Genomic DNA, 16,916 nt, shown 5'->3' on the forward strand with positions numbered 1-16,916 from the left:
TTTTTCTCCTTATTGCTGAGCAGTGTAGCGCGCAGCAGCAGCGCTGCAGCCGGAAAATTTGCTACAATCGCCGCTTCATCTACTGGAGAGATCAATGACTTCCCGCTCTGTGACCCTTGATGATGTCGCTCAACTGGCTGGCGTCTCTTACCAAACCGTTTCACGGGTGCTTAATCGTTCTGAACAGGTCTCGGTCCGCACCCGGCAACGGGTCGAAGCGGCGATGCAGCAGCTCAATTACGTGCCGAACCGGGTCGCGCAACAGCTGGCGGGTAAAGCGACCCGCACCCTGGGTCTCGCCACCAGCGATCTGGCGCTGATGGCCCCGGCACAGATTGCTTCGGCGATTCAGCGGCGCGCAGCGGCTGCGGGCTATCATCTGGTGATCGCTATGCAGAGCGGCAATGACGCGGCGGCGACCATCAATGAACTGCTGGCGCAGCGGGTGGATGGATTGCTGATCAATCTGCCGCTGCAGGCGGAGGAAGCGCAGCAGATCCAGGCGCTGTGCGCTGCGAAACCGGTGCTGTTTCTGGACGTCGAGCCGCAGGCGGCCGTGGCGCAGTGTCAGTATCCGAATCATCACGGCGCGCGGGCGGCGGTAGAGCATCTGGTGGCGCTGGGACACCGGCAGATCGGCTTGCTGAACGGCCCGGAGCGGTCCGTGTCGGCGCGTCAGCGTGAAGCCGCCTGGCATCAGGCGCTGGCCGATCATCAATTGACGCCGCATTGTTCCCTGCGCGGCGACTGGAGTGCGCAATCAGGTTATCAGGCGCTACTGGCACAGTTACCGAATGCCTTACCTCAGGCGCTGCTGGTAGCGAACGATCAGATGGCGCTGGGCGCGATGCGGGCGCTGCATCAGCACGGCGTGGCGATTCCGGGGCAGATTTCGGTGATTGGCTATGACGATACCGCCGAGAGCGCGTGGTATCAGCCGCCGCTGACCACGGTGCGGCAGGATTTACAGCAGCTGGGCGTACTCAGCGTTGAGCAGCTGCTGGCGCGGTTACAGGGCGAATCAGTCAGTGATGAAGCGCTGGAAACCACGCTGGTGATCAGAGAAACCACCGCACCACCCGCCGATTCACACCGCGATCTCACCGCGCTGGCGCAGCAGCTTCAGGCGATTGCCCGCCAGCTGACCGAAAAATAATGCCTTCCTGCCGCCAGGCAAATGATGCTGCAGCGTCGATCCCGGCGATAAAAAAAACCCGCCCTCCTGACGGGGAGCGGGTCTCTGTTAACCGAGCGGAGCGTTCACGCTCTGTTATCAGCCTCAGGCTTTCGGGTGTTCGCCGACGCCCATGGCTTTGATCTTTTTCGATAGCTCACGACGCTCTTTCGACAGATCGGCGTTTTTGATGATGTATTCATCAACGCGGTCTTCATAATCCACACGCATGCTGGCGATAATTTCCTGAATCGCCTCGACGCTCATGCCGGGTTTGATGTACTCGCTCAGGTTGTCTAACAGCAGGACGCGCTTCTGGTTGTCACGAATTTTCTTCTCGTTATCGACAATTTCACGCTGCAGTTTGTTTTTGCGGCGGAACATACGCACGAACTCCAGGACGTCCTGAAATGATTGCTTGGCATTTTCCATGATGGCACCTTTCTTTGAGCCTGCTGACGCAGGGAGAGAGACAAAACGATCAGCTTAGCGGCTAGCCAGCCTTATACGCAATTTTCACAGCTAATTTCGGACTGGCCCTTATCTTAGCGCAAAGAAACCCGGTTTCACATTAAGTCATTGTCTGAGGTGATTATTTGCGCAGCGCCATTCGCATCAAATCGGTCATCCGCTCCAGCTGTTTTGCCAGCTCAAGGCTTAACCAGACGTAACCGTAAATCGGCGTCTCCTCCAGTCCTTCACTGCCCGCCTCGGCAATCAGCCGCCGCAGCTCGCCGCTGATTTCGGTCAGCTCATGGCTGTTAGCCAGCACCTCGTCGGTTTCGCCTTCAATCGCCATCACCGACAGCGCACGCAGCGTGCTTTCGGTCATCTGCTGGGTTCGGCGTAATGCCGGGGCGTTAAGCAGAATCAGATGGCTCTGACGCGAGGCCCACCAGGCATCAATCTGCATCTCGATGGTGTACACCATATTACGGTTTATGGTCTGAATGGCTTCAAGCACCGATTTCGGGATGCGCGTCTCTTTGCTTGACGGTTCCAGCAGCGCCCGCATTTTGATCACGCTGGTCAGCAATTTGCCCAGCGGCTTGTTAAGGCGCGGCTTATCCACCAGGTTGGGCGAGAAACCGGCGTGGTAGATTTTCGCCATCTCCGCCAGCGTGTCCGAGAGCTGGATTCGCCAGTGAATGTAGGCGCGCTGCGCCCAGATGGCGGTAAACAGCAGCGCCATCAGCGAGCCAAGAATCACATCGCCGCCGCGCCACAGCGCCATGGTGAAATCGCCGGTGGGCGCGCCGACCACCACGCTGAGGGTGATGCCGATCAGCAGCGCCATATACGGATGTTTACCCAGCGTCAGGTAGCCGCTGATAAACATCGCTACGCCACACCAGGCCAGCATCATCGGCATGGAGATCAGCTCCAGCTTCAGGGCAATCAGTCCTGAGATCGACCCCGCCACCGTGCCGCAGATACGCTGCAGCGCGCGCGGAAACACATTCCCCCAGGTTGAGATCGGCCCCATCACCACCACCAGCGTAATCAGCGGCCAGGTGCCTTCCGGAATATCCGTCGCCCGGACAAAAATAAAACAGAGCAAAAAGGCAATAGCGATGCGTACGCCGTGAACGGTGCGGTAATGGCGGTAGAACCAAAACTCAAGTTTTGATATGGGCTTATCAGATCGCAAATTGGTTTTCCGGTTGAGGGATCATTTTGTGCGCTATCTTAACCCCTGATGTTGCTAAGGCTTAGTGCGCCATCTACATTTCAAAACAGTTTTGACGTTCCCTTACAATTATCAACATCGCCTTTACATACGGCCCCGAACTCAAAAAACAAATTGCCAACAATTTTTAACCTTTAGCTTTTGTTAGTAACACTTGAGAAGGAAGCACGATGCGAAAAAGAGCAAAAACCCTGCCGGGCGTTACGCGGCGGCAGGTTCTGACATGGTCGACGCTGGGCGTAGCAGCGACTGTCAGCCAGGTCGCCGATGCCGTTTCGCTGAAAGGCAGTCCAGGCTGGACGCCATTCTCCGATAATCCTCCAGAAACTTACCCACAACAAGGCTGGCTGTTTTTTACCGATGCCGAAGCCAAAACCATCGAGGCGATAGTTGACCGGCTGATCCCGGCCGATGATCTTAGCGTGGGCGGCAAAGAGGCGGGCTGCGCCGTCTTTATCGATCGTCAACTGCACGGCTCCTACGGTACTTTTGAGCGCCTTTATATGCAGGGCCCCTTTCAGCAAGGCACCACCGAGCAGGGCGATCAGTCGCCGCTGGTGCCGCGTCAGCGCTACCGCCAGGGCATCGCCGCACTTAACCGCTACGTTCAGCAGACCTCAAATAAAAACTTCACTGACCTGACGCCGCAACAGCAGGACGAACTGCTGCAGGCGATGGAAGCCGGTAAGGTGCACTTCAGCGATTTCGATGCGCAGTCCTTCTTTCTCGAAGTGCTGAATAACACCATGGAAGGCTTCTTTGCCGATCCGGTGTATGGCGGCAACCGTGAGATGGTGTCGTGGAAGATGCTCGGTTTTCCGGGTGCGCGCTATGACTATCGCGATTACATCGAACGGCATAACGAAAATCTGCACTTCGAGCCGATCAGTATTGCGCAATGGAAGGCAAAGGACTAATCATGAAAAAACTTCCCAAAACCGATGTAGTGGTGATTGGACTCGGCTGGGCCGGATCGATTATTGCCAATGAGCTGGCCGATGAAGGCCTCGACGTGGTGGGCATTGAACGGGGTCCGTGGCGCGATACCGCTCGCGACTTTAATATCGGCACCGTAACCGATGAGCTGCGTTATGTGATGCGCGAAGAGCTGATGCTGCGCACCCGCCAGAACACCTGCACCATGCGTAATAATCCGTCGCAGACCGCGCTACCGATGCGGACCTGGGGATCATTTCACCCCGGCAACGGCACTGGCGGCGCAGGCAACCACTGGGCTGGCATCACCTTTCGCTTCCAGCCGGAAGAATTCCGCCTGAAAAGCCATCTGACCGAGCGTTACGGTGCCAGTGCCATACCTGATGAGCTGGTGCTGCAGGACTGGGGCACCAGCTGGGAGGAGATGGAGCCGCACTATATGCAGTTTGAACGTGTGGCCGGCACCTCGGGCCGCGCCGGCAACCTCAACGGTGAAAAACGGCCGGGCGGGAATCCCTTTGAGGGCGCGCGCTCCAGCGACTATCCGACACCGCCGCTGCGTCAGCCTTATGGTCCGACCCTGTTTGCCGATGCGGCAAAAAACCTTGGCTATCAGCCGTTCCCGGTGCCCTCTTCGCTGGTCTCTGAAGCCTATACCAATCCGTATGGCGTCACCATGGGGCCCTGCACCTTCTGCGGTTTCTGCACTAACTACGGATGTGCCAACTACTCCAAAGCCAGCGCCATCACCACCGTACTGCCGGCGCTGATGCGCAAGCCTAACTTCACCGCCTATACCAACAGTGAAGTGTTGCAGGTGCTGACTGACTCTACCGGCAAAAAAGCCACCGGCGTCACCTACATCGACTCGTCGGGTGATGAGTGGGAACAGCCGGCCGATCTGGTGATCGTCGCCGCCTTTACCTTCGAGAATGTGCGCCTGATGCTGCTGTCGGGCATTGGCGAGGCCTACGATCCGGTGACCAACACCGGCACCACCGGACGCAACTACGCCTACCAGACCGCCAACAACGTCACGCTGTTTTTCGATAACAAAAACTTCAATCCGTTTATCGGCGCTGGCGCGGTCGGCATGGGAATCGACGAATTCAATAACGATAACTTTGACCACAGCGGCCTCGGCTTTTTTGGCGGCGGCAGTATCCGCGTCACCCCGATTGGCGCGGCTCCGATTGGTTATCGTCCGTTGCCACCTGACACGCCAAAGTGGGGATCGAAATGGAAACAGACGCTGAAAGATAACTATCTCAGCACCATGTCGATCGGCTGTGAAGCCAGCAGCTATACCACCCGCACCAACTATCTGTCGCTGGATCCTAACTACAAAGATCCGCATGGCCGCCCGCTGTTGCGTATCACCTTCGACTTCGCGCAGAACGACCTGAAAATGGCGCAGTACTGCACTAACAAGGTGGCTGAGATCGCTAAGGTGATGAACCCGCGCGAGATGATCGTTAAACCGATGACCGGCCACTGGAGCAGCGTGCCCTATCAGTCCTCTCACGTGGTAGGCGGCTTCATCATGGGTGCCGATCCACGAACCAGCTCGGTGAATAAACATCTGCAGGTGTGGGATGTGCCGAATCTGTTTGTGGTGGGCGCTTCCGCCTTCCCGCAGAATCCCGGCTATAACCCGACCGGCACGGTGGGCGCTCTGGCCTTTAAAGCGGCGCACGATATCCGTCGCTACTACCTGAAACGTCCGGGGGAGATGATTAGCGCATGAAAACATTACCGCTTCTCTCCGCCGCCACGTGGTTACTGGCCTGCAGCTTCAGCAGTCAGGCGCAACCGGAATATGATCAGATCGCCCGCGGCAGTTATATCGCCACGCTGGGCGACTGTACCGCCTGTCACACCACCGATGAGAAACAGCCTTTCGCCGGTGGCGTTAAGTTACAGACGCCGTTTGGGACGCTGCTCGGCGCGAATATCACTCCTGACCGTGAAACCGGGATTGGCGACTGGAGTTATGATGATTTCCGCCGCGCCATGAATACCGGTGTCGGCCATGACGGTAAGCGTCTGTATGGCGCGATGCCGTTTACCGCCTACACCAAAATGTCGGAAAAGGATCTGCAGGACCTGTGGGCCTGGATGCAGACGCTGCAACCGATCCATCATCCGGTAGAAACCAATCAGCTGCCCTTTCCGTTCAATATCCGTACCAGCCTGATGGTGTGGAACTGGATTAACTTTGATAAGGGCGAATTCAAACCGAATCCGGACAAATCGGCGGAATGGAATCGCGGGGCCTATCTGGTTGAGGGACTCGGCCACTGCGGCACCTGCCACTCACCGAAAAATCTGCTGGGCGGCGACAAAAATGGCCGCTTCCTTGGCGGCAGCGAGGTCGAGGACTGGTATGCGCCGAATCTGGACGCCAGCGATCATACCGGACTCGGTAAATGGACCCAGCAGGATATCGTCAGCTACCTGCGGACCGGCGTGAACCGCTATGCCATCGCTTCCGGTCCGATGGCCGATGCGGTGCGTCATTCAACCCAGCACTGGCGCGAGGACGATCTCAACGCAGTGGCGGTTTATCTCAAGGATGGCGAGAAAAAAGCCGACGAGAAGCCAAAACCGCTGGATGCTAATGATGACAGGATGAAGCTTGGGGCGACGATCTATGAAGCCAAATGCTCGGCCTGCCACAGTCCGGGTGGCCGTGGTGAGAAGAATATCTTCCCGCAGCTGGCGGATAATCCGCTGATCAATCAGCCGAATGCGACATCACTGATGCATGTGGTGCTGGCGGGCAGTCGCGGCGTGGATACCGATGCACGGCCAACGGCCCCGGCGATGCCCGCCTTTGCCGGTACGCTAAGTGATGACAATATTGCCGCGGTGCTCACCTACATTCGCAACAGCTGGGGCAATGCTGCCGCGCCGGTTGAGGCCAGTGAGGTGAAGAAGATGAAGGAAGCGTTGCGTTAAGCAGTCAGGGGGCAGCCTGAAGGCTGCCCCCGATTACGCGGCCAGCAATGCCGATCAGAACTTCTGCTTGAGATAATCGGTAATGCGGGTAATGACGCCAGCAGGCTCAACTGCGCTCAGCGCCACCAGCGGATAGTGGGCAATCTGCTGATCTTTATCCATTACCTGAATTTCACCAATCACCTCATTGGCTTTCAGCGGCGCTTCCAGATCGCTGCGGTTAATAATGTATTTCGCCTTGACGTTCTGCACTTCACTGCGCGGCAGCGACAGGTAGACATCATTCGCGGTACCCACTTCGACCTGATGCGGATTGCCGTACCAGACATTCTCGCTGCCAATTTTCTTACCAGCATGGAACAGCTGTACGGTATCAAAGGTATTCTGACCCCATACCAGCAGTTTGCGCGCCTGCTCTTCCCGCCCTTTTGGACTCTTGCCACCCATCACCACGGCGATCAGACGATGTTTGCCCACCACGTTAGAGGCGATGATATTAAAGCCTGCGGTTTCGGTGTGGCCGGTTTTCAGCCCGTCCACATGCAGGGCGTTATCCCACAGTAAGCCGTTACGGTTGTTCTGGGTGATGCCGTTCCAGGTCAGGGTTTTCTCACTGTACATGGCATAGAAGTCAGGCTCGCCGTCGATAATCGCCCGCGACAGTTTTGCCATATCCAGCGCGCTTGAGAACTGGCCCGGCGCGTCCAGCCCATGCACCGTTTCGAAGTGTGTATTTTGCAGGCCCAGCTTATCGACATAGTGATTCATCATTTTGACGAAATTGTCTTCGCTGCCCGCCACATAATCTGCCAGCGCCACGCAGGCGTCATTACCGGAATCGATGATTACTCCCCGGCTTAAATCACGTACGCTCAGCTTGTCGCCCGGCTTAAGGAACATCAGCGATGAGCCTTTAAATACCGGATTACCGGCTGCCCAGGCATCTTTACCGACGGTGACCATATCATCGCGGCTGATTTTCTTTTGATCGATAGCGCGATCGACGACGTAACCGGTCATCAGCTTGGTCAGACTGGCAGGATTGCGGCGCTCATCCGGATTACCGGCGGTCAGGACCTGGCCGGTGGTGGCATCCATTAACACCCAGGACGCCGCATCAATCGCCGGTGGCGTCACGGGAAATGGCATGTCGTCAGCCTGTGCCAGCGAAGCCCAAAAAACAGTAGCGGTAACGGTAATCAACAGACGCCTTTTCAACACTTCATCCTTACCTGCACGGGAGAAAAATTTATATATGAAACGAAACGGAAACAGCCGCACGTTTTACGGCAAAACCGTTGTGAAGGTTTGAATAAATTGAAAAAAAGTATGAACTGCGGCGGCTAAGACACCGGCTGGCTGTTCGATGGATCACGGCGTGCGGTGAAAGCTGTTTACTTAATGACCATTTACCCGTACCTTTTATACGGTTAAAAAAGGAACATCGACCTGAGGGATAAGGTTATGTATTACGCTGATGAGATTATCGATTTTCTGCAAACCAACAGGATACTGGCGCTGAAATTTGATCACGCCTTAACCGATGTGAATAACGCGCTCTCTGCTCAGAGGGAACTTATTGGAAAAGGTGCAAAACGCGCTTTGTATTACACATTACTAAATGATTATTTCCCTTAAGTTTAAAGGGTGGCAGGACACAGACTAACCATAAGGAAACGGTTATGTACTATAATAAAAACGTTATCAGTTACTTGAAGTCAAATAATATCCTCGCGTTAAAACTTGACCGCACATTTACCGGCGTTGGAAAAGCTGTATCAAACCAGATTGAAACCATAGGCGCTGGTGCCAGACGTGCGCTGTATTACACCTCCTGTTTTACTGATGAATATCAGGATGTTTGTCAGAAACAAAAAGTTGAGGACTTAAGGTTTACCAAAGGCGTGTACAAGCTGATCAGTCATGGAAATATAGTAAATGACATGATCAAAATATATTTTGAAGAGATTTTTAAATATAAAACCAATAGCCAGCCAGATGGCATCAAGGAGTCGCTAATGGCTGTAAATATCCATATTGCTGACAGTTATTTAACACAGCACGGATTTTCTTTAGCTGTAGCAACTGCGGTATCTGTTGGCATGAAACTGAGCCTTGACATGAGCGCACTGGTGGGCCTCAAAGCTGGTGCAGCAGCTGCTCTTGCGGGAATGTATGGCGTCGTTCAGAAAGCTGCTGATAGCGCAAACCGACTTCGGTATGCCCTGCCTGACTATTATTCCGCATTATATGCCAATGAACTGGAGATGATGTTTTTCCTGATTGAGCCTTTATTCGAAAGGTCTGGTGCCCTACAAAGTAACGGGTCATCTGATGATGAAATTTCCAGAATTATTACTAACATGATTCGGTAAGGAATGATGAGAAATTTAATCATCAGAGTTTTCAAGCGGATTTTTAAATCCTGGATTTCTCTTTATGGACCCGCTCTCCTTACTCTTGCTTTTGCTGTGGCACTTTTTCAGATCTTCCCTGACGGCCCTTTGTGGCCCGTACCTGTTTTTGCTGTACTTGTAATTATATTTTTCCACCGACTGGTTAAATAGCAACCTGCTCATTGACGAAAACTGCAACATATAAGGAAATAACATGTCTGCTCCCCACATTTATGGCTTAACGATGAAAAGGGTTCTCCAATCGTCGGTAGTTGTCAGATGCCACTGCGTTCAGGCTCTATTGAACTCAAATCATTCTCCCACGGCGTTACTATTCCGGTCGATCCTAACTGGGGAAAACTTACAGGCACACGCATTCACCAGCCTGTTACGATAGTGAAAGAGTTTGATCAAACAACTCCACTTCTATACAGAGCTGTCTGCGAAGGCCGAATCATGAAGAAGGCGATAATCAGGATGTACCGGATAATTGATGCAGGAATTGAGACTGAATATTTTAATATCATCCTGGAAAACGTGAAGGTCACCACGGTATCGCCCTATCTTGCACCCAACGGCATGAGCAGCACGCATCTGGCAACGCTGGAATTACGCTATGAAGCGATAACCTGGAAATATACCGAAGGTAATATTATCTATCGAGACACATGGAACGATCGTGCTATAGGCTGACCGGTAAAACAGGTTCATTTTTGTCCCCTGACACTTCTCAGGCAGTTGTTATGCCTATCCCCGGGTGGTGCAGCAACTGCGCTAACCGCTCAGGCGCTGCCGCGCCACCAGCCGCGGTTTTGAGCCTCATGTCAGCTTTGGCAGAACCGTACAGCCTGCCCCCGCAACCATCCGAAACTTCAGGCCGGTCGGATTATGGTTTACCATATAGGTTGTGAAGCCTGATGCTGCCTGGGTGATTTTGCTCTGCACCGGCACATGCGCATCAGCAGTCAGGCGCAGATGAAGAAAGGCATCAAGCGAACGGGAAGAGTGACAACTTGCTGTTCATCAGTTTAGTGAATGAAATTAAGCGGATATGAAATTTGAATAACGATCGCGTCCAGGCCACCTTCCTCTTCCACGATTACGAGACCTTCGGCACCAGCCCTTCACGCGATCGGCCGGCACAGTTCGCCGGTCTGCGTACCGACAGCGATTTTAATCCGATTGGTGAGCCGCAGGTGTTTTACTGCCGTCCGCCGGATGACTATCTGCCGCAGCCGGAAGCCGTGATGATTACCGGCATCACGCCACAGGTGGCGATGGCGCGCGGTGTGACAGAAGCGGAGTTCGCTGAACGCATTCACGCCCTGTTTACCACCGAACAAACCTGCGTGGTCGGCTACAACAACGTGCGCTTTGATGATGAAGTGACGCGCAATATCTTCTACCGCAACTTCTACGATCCCTATGGCTGGAGCTGGCAGAACGGCAACTCGCGCTGGGATCTGCTCGACGTGATGCGGGCCTGCTATGCATTGCGCCCGGAAGGGATCAACTGGCCGGAAAATGAAGAAGGCTTTCCCAGCTTCCGGCTGGAACATCTGACCAAAGCCAACGGTGTGGCGCATGAAAATGCCCATGACGCGATGTCTGATGTCTATGCCACGCTGGCGATGGCCCGGCTGGTGAAAGAGAAGCAGCCTAAGCTGTTTGAGTTTTTGTTTACCCACCGTAACAAAAACAAGCTGATGAACCTGATTGATATCCCGCAGATGAAGCCGCTGGTTCACGTCTCCGGCATGTTCGGCGCGGCACGCGGCAACACCAGCTGGGTAGTTCCGCTGGCCTGGCACCCGGATAACCGCAATGCGCTGATTGTGGTCGATCTGGCCGGTGATATCTCACCGCTGCTGCAGCTGGATGCCGAGACCCTGCGCGAGCGGCTCTATACGCCGAAAAACGATCTCGGCGATCTGCCAGCAGTGCCGGTTAAGCTGGTTCATATCAACAAATGTCCGGTGCTGGCACCGGCTAATACGCTGCGTCCGGAGGATGCCGCCCGGCTGGGTATCGATCGTCAGCACTGCCTGGCGAATCTGGCGCTGCTGCGTCAGCAACCAGAGGTGCGTGAGAAGCTGGTGACGCTGTTTGCTGACGCTGAACCGTTTACCCCGTCGGACGATGTTGACACCCAGCTGTACGATGGCTTTTTCAGCGATGCCGATCGCGCGGGTATGAACATTATTCGCCAGACTGCACCCGCTAACCTGCCGGCGCTGGATTTAACTTTCGACAGCGCGCGCGTGGCGAAACTGCTGTTCCGTTATCGGGCGCGTAACTTCCCCGGCACGCTGGATGATGCGGAACAGCAGCGCTGGTTGCAGCATCGGCGCGAGGTGCTCAATGCTGAGCGGGTGCAGGCGTTTTTGCAGGAGCTGGAGTCACTGGCGAGTCTGCATGAAGCCGATCCGGAGAAGCTGGGACAGTTAAAAGCGCTCTATCTCTATGCGCAGGAACTGGTTTCTTAGCCCCGAAACTGCCCGGCAGTTTCTGCTGCCGACTTAGGTCGGGACCGCAACTGTTTGCGGTCCCGGCACGTTGCCGCATTACATCATTACCCATACCAGCCAGGTCAGCGCAAAACCACACAGTCCCATCATTGTGGTCAGTATTGTCCAGCTGCGTAACCCATCAGCCACCGACAAACCAAGATAACGGGTGACCACCCAGAAGCCGGAATCATTAACGTGTGACAAGCCCAGCGCACCAAAACAGGCTGACAGGGCGACCAGCACCAGTTGCAGCTCGCCAAGCCCCGTCACGGCAGTACTTAACAACCCACAGGTTGTGACAATCGCCACCGTTGCCGACCCCTGTGAAGCGCGCAGCGCCAGTGAAAGAATAAACGCAGCCGGGATCAACGGCAGATGAATCGTCTGCAATGAATTGGCCAGCGCTTTGCCTACGCCTGATTCCACCAGCACCTTGCCGAATGCTCCCCCGGCGCCTGAGACTAAAATCACCCCGGCAGCGGTGGATATCGCGTTATTTGACAGCGTCTCCAGCTTCTCTTTGGTCCAGCCACGACGCAGACCCAGCAGCCATCCTGCAAGCGCCAGGGTAATCAGCAATGCCACAGCTGGCGATGCCACTAACGTCAGAATCTTCAGTGGCAGGCTATCGGGGGTAAGATGCGGCGGCAATAACGTACCCAGCATGATCAGCAGAATCGGCAATAAGATTAAGCCCGAAATCAGCAAGGCGCCCGGCGCATCTTTACCGCTGGCAGATGTCGTCTGGGCGGTGGGTGCAGTAAGCTGCAGCTGCTCCAGTACCTGAACAGAAAGATGGTATTTTTTAAGATTTAGCGCCTTAGCCACGAAATAACCGGCAATGCCTGTCGGTATCGACAATGCTATCCCGGTCATCATTAACCAGCCAGGATCGGCATTCAGCAAACCGGCGGCGGCGGCCGGTCCTGGATGAGTGGGCACCGTAACATGCACCATCAGCATCATACCTGCCATTGGCAAACCAAACTTCAGCGGCGATACGCGCATCACTTTGGTAAAACCATAAATCAGCGGGACCACGATAATAAACCCGACGTCAAAAAACACCGGCAATCCCAGAATAAAGGCTACGGTGGTTAACGCCGCGACCATGCGCTGTGGTCCGCACAGCTGCGCGAAGCGGTTTGCCAGCCGATCAGCGCCGCCAGATGCTTCAATAATCGCGCCGAGTATCGCCCCCAGTACAATTATTGCGGCAATGCTGCCGAGCAAGCTGCCCATCCCGCCAAGGATCACTTTCATAATGTTTTCAGCCGGGATACCGGTAGTGATGGCGACAAACAGGCTGGCAATCAGTAACGCAATAAAGGGATGGACTTTGGCTTTGATTACCAACAGCAACAGCAGAATCACGCTGACCAGCGCGATGGATAACAGCAGCGTAGTGGACATCGGCAGACCTCTGATTAATTATAATTTTCAGTAAGTTATATTTTTATTGATTGAACACTGGTGTGATTAAGCTGCAGCAGGACTCACACCGTTTGTCTGACAATCGGTGTGAGTGGCCGTGCAGGTGATTAACGGCGCGTACGCCAGCGGGCAAACCAGCCGAGGCCAGCGGTGGTGCTGGTTCGCGGGAAGTATTCGCAGCCGACCCAGCCCTGATAGCCGACCTCATCCAGCAGGGTAAACAGCCACGGGTAGTTAATTTCCCCCTCATCCGGCTCATGGCGATCCGGTGCTGAGGCGATTTGTACGTGACGATAGCGCCCGGCGTAGTGGCGAATCAGATGGCTGAGGTTGCCATCCACTAACTGCGCGTGGAACAGGTCGAGCTGGGTAAACACATTGGGCCGATCGATCTGCTCCACCATTTCCAGCGTCTGATACTGACTGGAATAGAGATAGTTCGGCTTAGTGGTCGGGTTCAGTGCCTCAATCAGCAGGTTGATGCCGTGCGGCGCAAAGCGTTCAGCGGCATAACGCATCGCGCTGATAAAGGTCTCAACATAGCGCTGGCGATCGGCTCCCGGCGGCACCGTGGCCGCCATGATATGCACCTGCGGGCAGTTGAGCGCCAGCGCATACTGCAGAGCGCGATCGATATCCGCTCTGGCTTCCGCTTCACGGCCGGGAATGGCGGAAACGCCCCACTCACCCGCGGCAACGTTGCCAGGCGCGGTATTGAACAGCACCAGCTGGAGCTGATTCTCATCCAGCCACTGCTTCAGCTGTTCTGCGGGATAGTCATAGGGAAACAGAAACTCCACCGCCTCAAAACCGGCCGCCGCTGCGGCAGCGAAGCGTTCAGCAAACGGCAGTTCGGTAAACTGGGTCGACAGGTTAGCAGCAAACTCAGGCATTATCGGCTCCTTAACTCGGCCACTTCGGCGTCATTGAGATAACGGATGGCGCGGTCGCCAAGGGTAAAGATCAGCCGGGCCGTCTCTTCCAGCTCCTCGGTGTTATCTGCCGCTTCACGCAATGATTTCCCCACTACCACCGGCCCATGGTTGGCCAGCAAAAAGGCGCGGTAGCGCGGTGCCAGCTGCGCCAGATCTTCCGCCAGCCGCTGATCGCCCGGCTTGTAGTACGGCACAACCGGTACATCTCCGACCCGCATCACCACATACGGCGTGAACGGACGGATGCAGTTTTCCGGGTCCAGTCCCTGTAAACAGGAGAGCGCCGTCAGGTAGTGACTGTGCAGATGCACCACCGCTTTGCAGTCGGGATTGTTCAGGTAGAGCGCGCGGTGAAACGCGATCTCTTTGGACGGTTTATCGCCAGAGAGCCACTCACCGTCAGGCGTGACTTTAGCGAGGCGGTCACCCTGTAACTCACCGAGGCAGGAGCCGGTGGGGGTTGCCAGCAGATTGCCATCTTCCAGCCGCACGGACAGATTGCCGGCCGAGCCGGTGGCGTAGCCGCGCTGAAAGAAGGAGGCGCCGAGCCGGACCATTTCGTCACGCGCCTGCTGCTCGGCTAAAGAGAAAGATTCAGACATGGGAAAACTCCGTTTGCGCGCGGCGGAAAAAGTCTTCATCGCCAAAGTTACCGGACTTCAGCGCCAGCGACAGCGGCTGCTGAATATCACGCACCCACGGCACGCCAGGCGAGATGGTCGGGCCGATATGAAACGCCGTAACCCCCAGGCTCTGTGCCACCACGCCGGAGGTTTCGCCGCCCGCCACGATAAAGCGCTGCCAGCCGCGCCGCTGCAGCTCACGGGTCACGGCGGCAAACAGCTGCTCGACCGCCTCACTGCTGCGCCGGGCACCATATTGTTGCTGAATCAGCTGCAACTGCTGCGCGTCAGCGGTAGCAAACAGCAGCGGCGCCAGTGCCTGATGACTGTTGGCTGCTACCCAGTCACACAGCTGCAGGGCGTAGCCGTCAGCATCCTGCAGACAGCGTTCGACCTGCACTTCCTGAGCGGGTGCCAGCTGGCGATAGACACTGACCTGGCGTTGGGTCATCTGCGAGCAGGAGCCGGAAAGCACCACCGCACGATCGCCCTGCGGTCGTCCTGCCTGCTCCGCCGCCGCTGCATCCGCTCCGGCCATCGCCCACTGGCGCGCCAGCCCGATTGCCAGCCCGGAACCGCCGGTCACCAGCCGCAGATCGCGTAGCGCCTCGCCCTGGGTCAGCAAATGTTGTTCATTCAGCGTGTCGATAACTACATAGTTAATGCCCTGCTCCCCCAGCTGGCCCAGCGCCTGACGCACTGCCTCCGCGCCTTGATCGACCTGCGCGGCAGCGATCAGCCCGGCCTGACCGGTGGCCTGCGCCGCCATCAGACGCAGCAGGTTGCTGTCGTGCATTGGCGTGACCGGGTGATGGCGCATGCCGGAGTCCGACAGCAGCCGATCGCCGACAAACAGATGCCCCTGATACACCGTGCGCCCGTTCACCGGCAGCGCCGGACAGATCACCGTCAGGCTTTCGCCCAGTGCGGTCAGCAATGCATCGGTCACCGGGCCGATATTGCCCTGCGCGGTGCTGTCGAAGGTGGAGCAGTATTTAAAGTAGAAGCGCTCACAGCCCTGCTGTTGCAGCCACGCCAGCGCCGCCAGCGACTGCGCTACCGCCTGCTCTGCCGGGCAGGATCGGCTCTTCAGGCTGATCACTATCGCCTGCGCCCCGACGGCCCGATCGCCGGCCGGTACGCCGTTGAACTGAATGGTGGTCAGGCCGTTTTGCGCCAGAAAACTGGCGATGTCGGTCGCACCGGTAAAATCGTCGGCTATCACTCCAAGACGCATCAGGTATTCTCCTTACCCTGTGGCAGGCTGATGCCGCTGAAGATTTTAATCACCGCGCTGTCATCTTCACGGCCATAACCGGCGTTGCTGGCTTCGGTAAACATATTGAGCGCGGTCGAGGCCAGCGGCAGCGGGAAGTGCAGCGATTTGGCGGTATCAGCCACCAGGTTGAGATCTTTGACGAAGATATCGACCGCCGACTTCGGACTGTAGTCACCGTCCACCACGTGCCGCATGCGGTTTTCGAACATCCACGAGTTACCGGCGGCATGGGTAACCACCTGATACATGGTCTCCAGCGGAATGCCCGCCCGTGCTGCCAGCGCCATCGCTTCTGCCCCGACTGCGATGTGTACCCCGGCCAGCAGCTGATGAATGATTTTGACCGTCGAGCCGAGGCCGATGTCGCTGCCCACCCGATAGACTTTGGCCGCCACAGCATCCAGCACCGGTTGCAGCTGCGTAAAAACCTCTTCGCTGCCGGACGCCATTACCGTCATCTCACCGCTGGCGGCTTTTGCTGCCCCACCGGAGACCGGCGCGTCGAGCATCAGCAACTGATGTTGTGCCAGCCGCTGTTCAATCTGCTGCGCATCCTGCGCTGAGAGGGTCGATGACACCATCACCGCCGTGCCGGGCCGTAGCTTCGCGGCCAGGCCATCGTCACCGAAAAGAATGGCGTTCACCTGCTGCGCATTCACCACCAGCAGCAGCACCGCGTCGAGCTGGTCAGCAAACCGGGCGGCGGAGGATTGCGCGTCACGAGCGCCCGCCTGGCGCAGGGTCTCCAGCGCGGCGGGATTCAGATCGACGCCCCAGGTGTTAAGACCGGCGCGGATACAGGATTGCGCGGCGCCCATGCCCATGGAACCTAACCCGATAACACAGATATTTTCGACTGGCACTGTCGGCCTCCACTGTTAAATTAAGTGATTATTTGTTTGTTACTGTTAATCCTGCCAGCTTTACCCCAGCAAAAACGTGTGGTAACTCACAAAAAAACATCTGTGATGTGATCAG

16 protein-coding genes are annotated in these 16,916 nt (G+C 56.1%); 8 read left to right on the forward strand and 8 right to left on the reverse strand.

The genetic code is table 11. The features are described 5' to 3' along the window. The first annotated feature begins 94 nt into the window (after positions 1-94). Complete coding sequence (locus FHW04_RS16870) at positions 95-1,156, forward strand: LacI family DNA-binding transcriptional regulator (RefSeq protein WP_031375225.1); 1,062 nt, start codon at positions 95-97, stop codon at positions 1,154-1,156. 123 nt (positions 1,157-1,279) lie between these two features. Here the strand turns inward: FHW04_RS16870 and tmaR are convergent, their stop codons facing one another. Continuing rightward, entirely contained in the window at positions 1,280-1,606 is a 327-nt protein-coding gene (gene tmaR, locus FHW04_RS16875; RefSeq protein WP_004571340.1) for a PTS system regulator TmaR, read from the reverse strand. Between the two features lie 160 nt (positions 1,607-1,766). Beyond that, complete coding sequence (locus FHW04_RS16880; protein ID WP_069729551.1) at positions 1,767-2,825, reverse strand: FUSC family protein; 1,059 nt, start codon at positions 2,823-2,825, stop codon at positions 1,767-1,769. 209 nt (positions 2,826-3,034) lie between these two features. Between FHW04_RS16880 and FHW04_RS16885 the strand changes: the two genes are divergently transcribed. Genes FHW04_RS16885 through FHW04_RS16895 form a run of 3 tightly spaced genes read left to right on the forward strand, consistent with a single transcriptional unit; the run spans position 3,035 to position 6,761 of the window. Then, a complete protein-coding gene (locus tag FHW04_RS16885) occupies positions 3,035-3,781 on the forward strand; it encodes a gluconate 2-dehydrogenase subunit 3 family protein (protein WP_031375227.1) in 747 nt (248 codons plus the stop codon). Continuing rightward, positions 3,781-5,547, forward strand: coding sequence for a GMC family oxidoreductase (locus FHW04_RS16890; protein ID WP_089561773.1), 1,767 nt, complete (start codon positions 3,781-3,783; stop codon positions 5,545-5,547). The genes FHW04_RS16885 and FHW04_RS16890 overlap by 1 nt, the downstream gene beginning before the upstream one ends. Continuing rightward, the gene (locus FHW04_RS16895; protein WP_089561759.1) at positions 5,544-6,761 is read left to right on the forward strand and encodes a cytochrome c; all 1,218 of its coding nucleotides are present in this window, start codon (positions 5,544-5,546) and stop codon (positions 6,759-6,761) included. Before FHW04_RS16890 ends, FHW04_RS16895 begins: the two co-directional genes overlap by 4 nt. Before the next feature lie 54 nt (positions 6,762-6,815). Here the strand turns inward: FHW04_RS16895 and dacD are convergent, their stop codons facing one another. Next, positions 6,816-7,979 carry a serine-type D-Ala-D-Ala carboxypeptidase DacD gene (gene dacD, locus FHW04_RS16900; protein WP_031375230.1) on the reverse strand — a complete coding sequence of 388 codons (1,164 nt, stop codon included), beginning with the start codon at positions 7,977-7,979 and terminating at the stop codon, positions 6,816-6,818. A 246-nt stretch (positions 7,980-8,225) separates the two neighbouring features. On the opposite strand from dacD, the gene FHW04_RS16905 reads away from it, so the two are divergent. From FHW04_RS16905 to sbcB, 4 genes are all read left to right on the forward strand, one after another. Beyond that, positions 8,226-8,399, forward strand: a complete 174-nt coding sequence (locus FHW04_RS16905; RefSeq protein ID WP_158087036.1) for a hypothetical protein — start codon at positions 8,226-8,228, stop codon at positions 8,397-8,399. Between the two features lie 44 nt (positions 8,400-8,443). Beyond that, entirely contained in the window at positions 8,444-9,136 is a 693-nt protein-coding gene (locus FHW04_RS16910; protein ID WP_089561758.1) for a hypothetical protein, read from the forward strand. Between the two features lie 282 nt (positions 9,137-9,418). Further along, positions 9,419-9,850 (forward strand): Hcp family type VI secretion system effector, encoded by a 432-nt coding sequence (locus FHW04_RS16915; RefSeq protein ID WP_089561756.1) that lies wholly within the window; start codon positions 9,419-9,421, stop codon positions 9,848-9,850. Positions 9,851-10,215: 365 nt separating this feature from the next. Then, entirely contained in the window at positions 10,216-11,643 is a 1,428-nt protein-coding gene (gene sbcB, locus FHW04_RS16920; protein WP_031375233.1) for an exodeoxyribonuclease I, read from the forward strand. Positions 11,644-11,721: 78 nt separating this feature from the next. Here the strand turns inward: sbcB and FHW04_RS16925 are convergent, their stop codons facing one another. The 5 genes from FHW04_RS16925 to ltnD form a co-directional block, all read right to left on the reverse strand. After that, positions 11,722-13,080, reverse strand: coding sequence for a GntP family transporter (locus tag FHW04_RS16925; RefSeq protein WP_089561755.1), 1,359 nt, complete (start codon positions 13,078-13,080; stop codon positions 11,722-11,724). Between the two features lie 128 nt (positions 13,081-13,208). Then, entirely contained in the window at positions 13,209-13,994 is a 786-nt protein-coding gene (locus FHW04_RS16930) for an HPr family phosphocarrier protein (RefSeq protein WP_046288223.1), read from the reverse strand. Next, a complete protein-coding gene (locus tag FHW04_RS16935) occupies positions 13,994-14,638 on the reverse strand; it encodes an aldolase (RefSeq protein ID WP_069729547.1) in 645 nt (214 codons plus the stop codon). The genes FHW04_RS16930 and FHW04_RS16935 overlap by 1 nt, the downstream gene beginning before the upstream one ends. After that, on the reverse strand, positions 14,631-15,896 hold the full coding sequence (gene otnK, locus FHW04_RS16940) for a 3-oxo-tetronate kinase (RefSeq protein ID WP_089561754.1): 1,266 nt from the start codon (positions 15,894-15,896) through the stop codon (positions 14,631-14,633). Before otnK ends, FHW04_RS16935 begins: the two co-directional genes overlap by 8 nt. Continuing rightward, complete coding sequence (gene ltnD, locus FHW04_RS16945; RefSeq protein ID WP_089561753.1) at positions 15,896-16,801, reverse strand: L-threonate dehydrogenase; 906 nt, start codon at positions 16,799-16,801, stop codon at positions 15,896-15,898. Before ltnD ends, otnK begins: the two co-directional genes overlap by 1 nt. Positions 16,802-16,916 lie beyond the last annotated feature (115 nt).

It is taken from the genome of Pantoea sp. AN62, assembly GCF_050432985.1.
GTDB classification, from domain to species: domain Bacteria; phylum Pseudomonadota; class Gammaproteobacteria; order Enterobacterales; family Enterobacteriaceae; genus Pantoea; species Pantoea brenneri.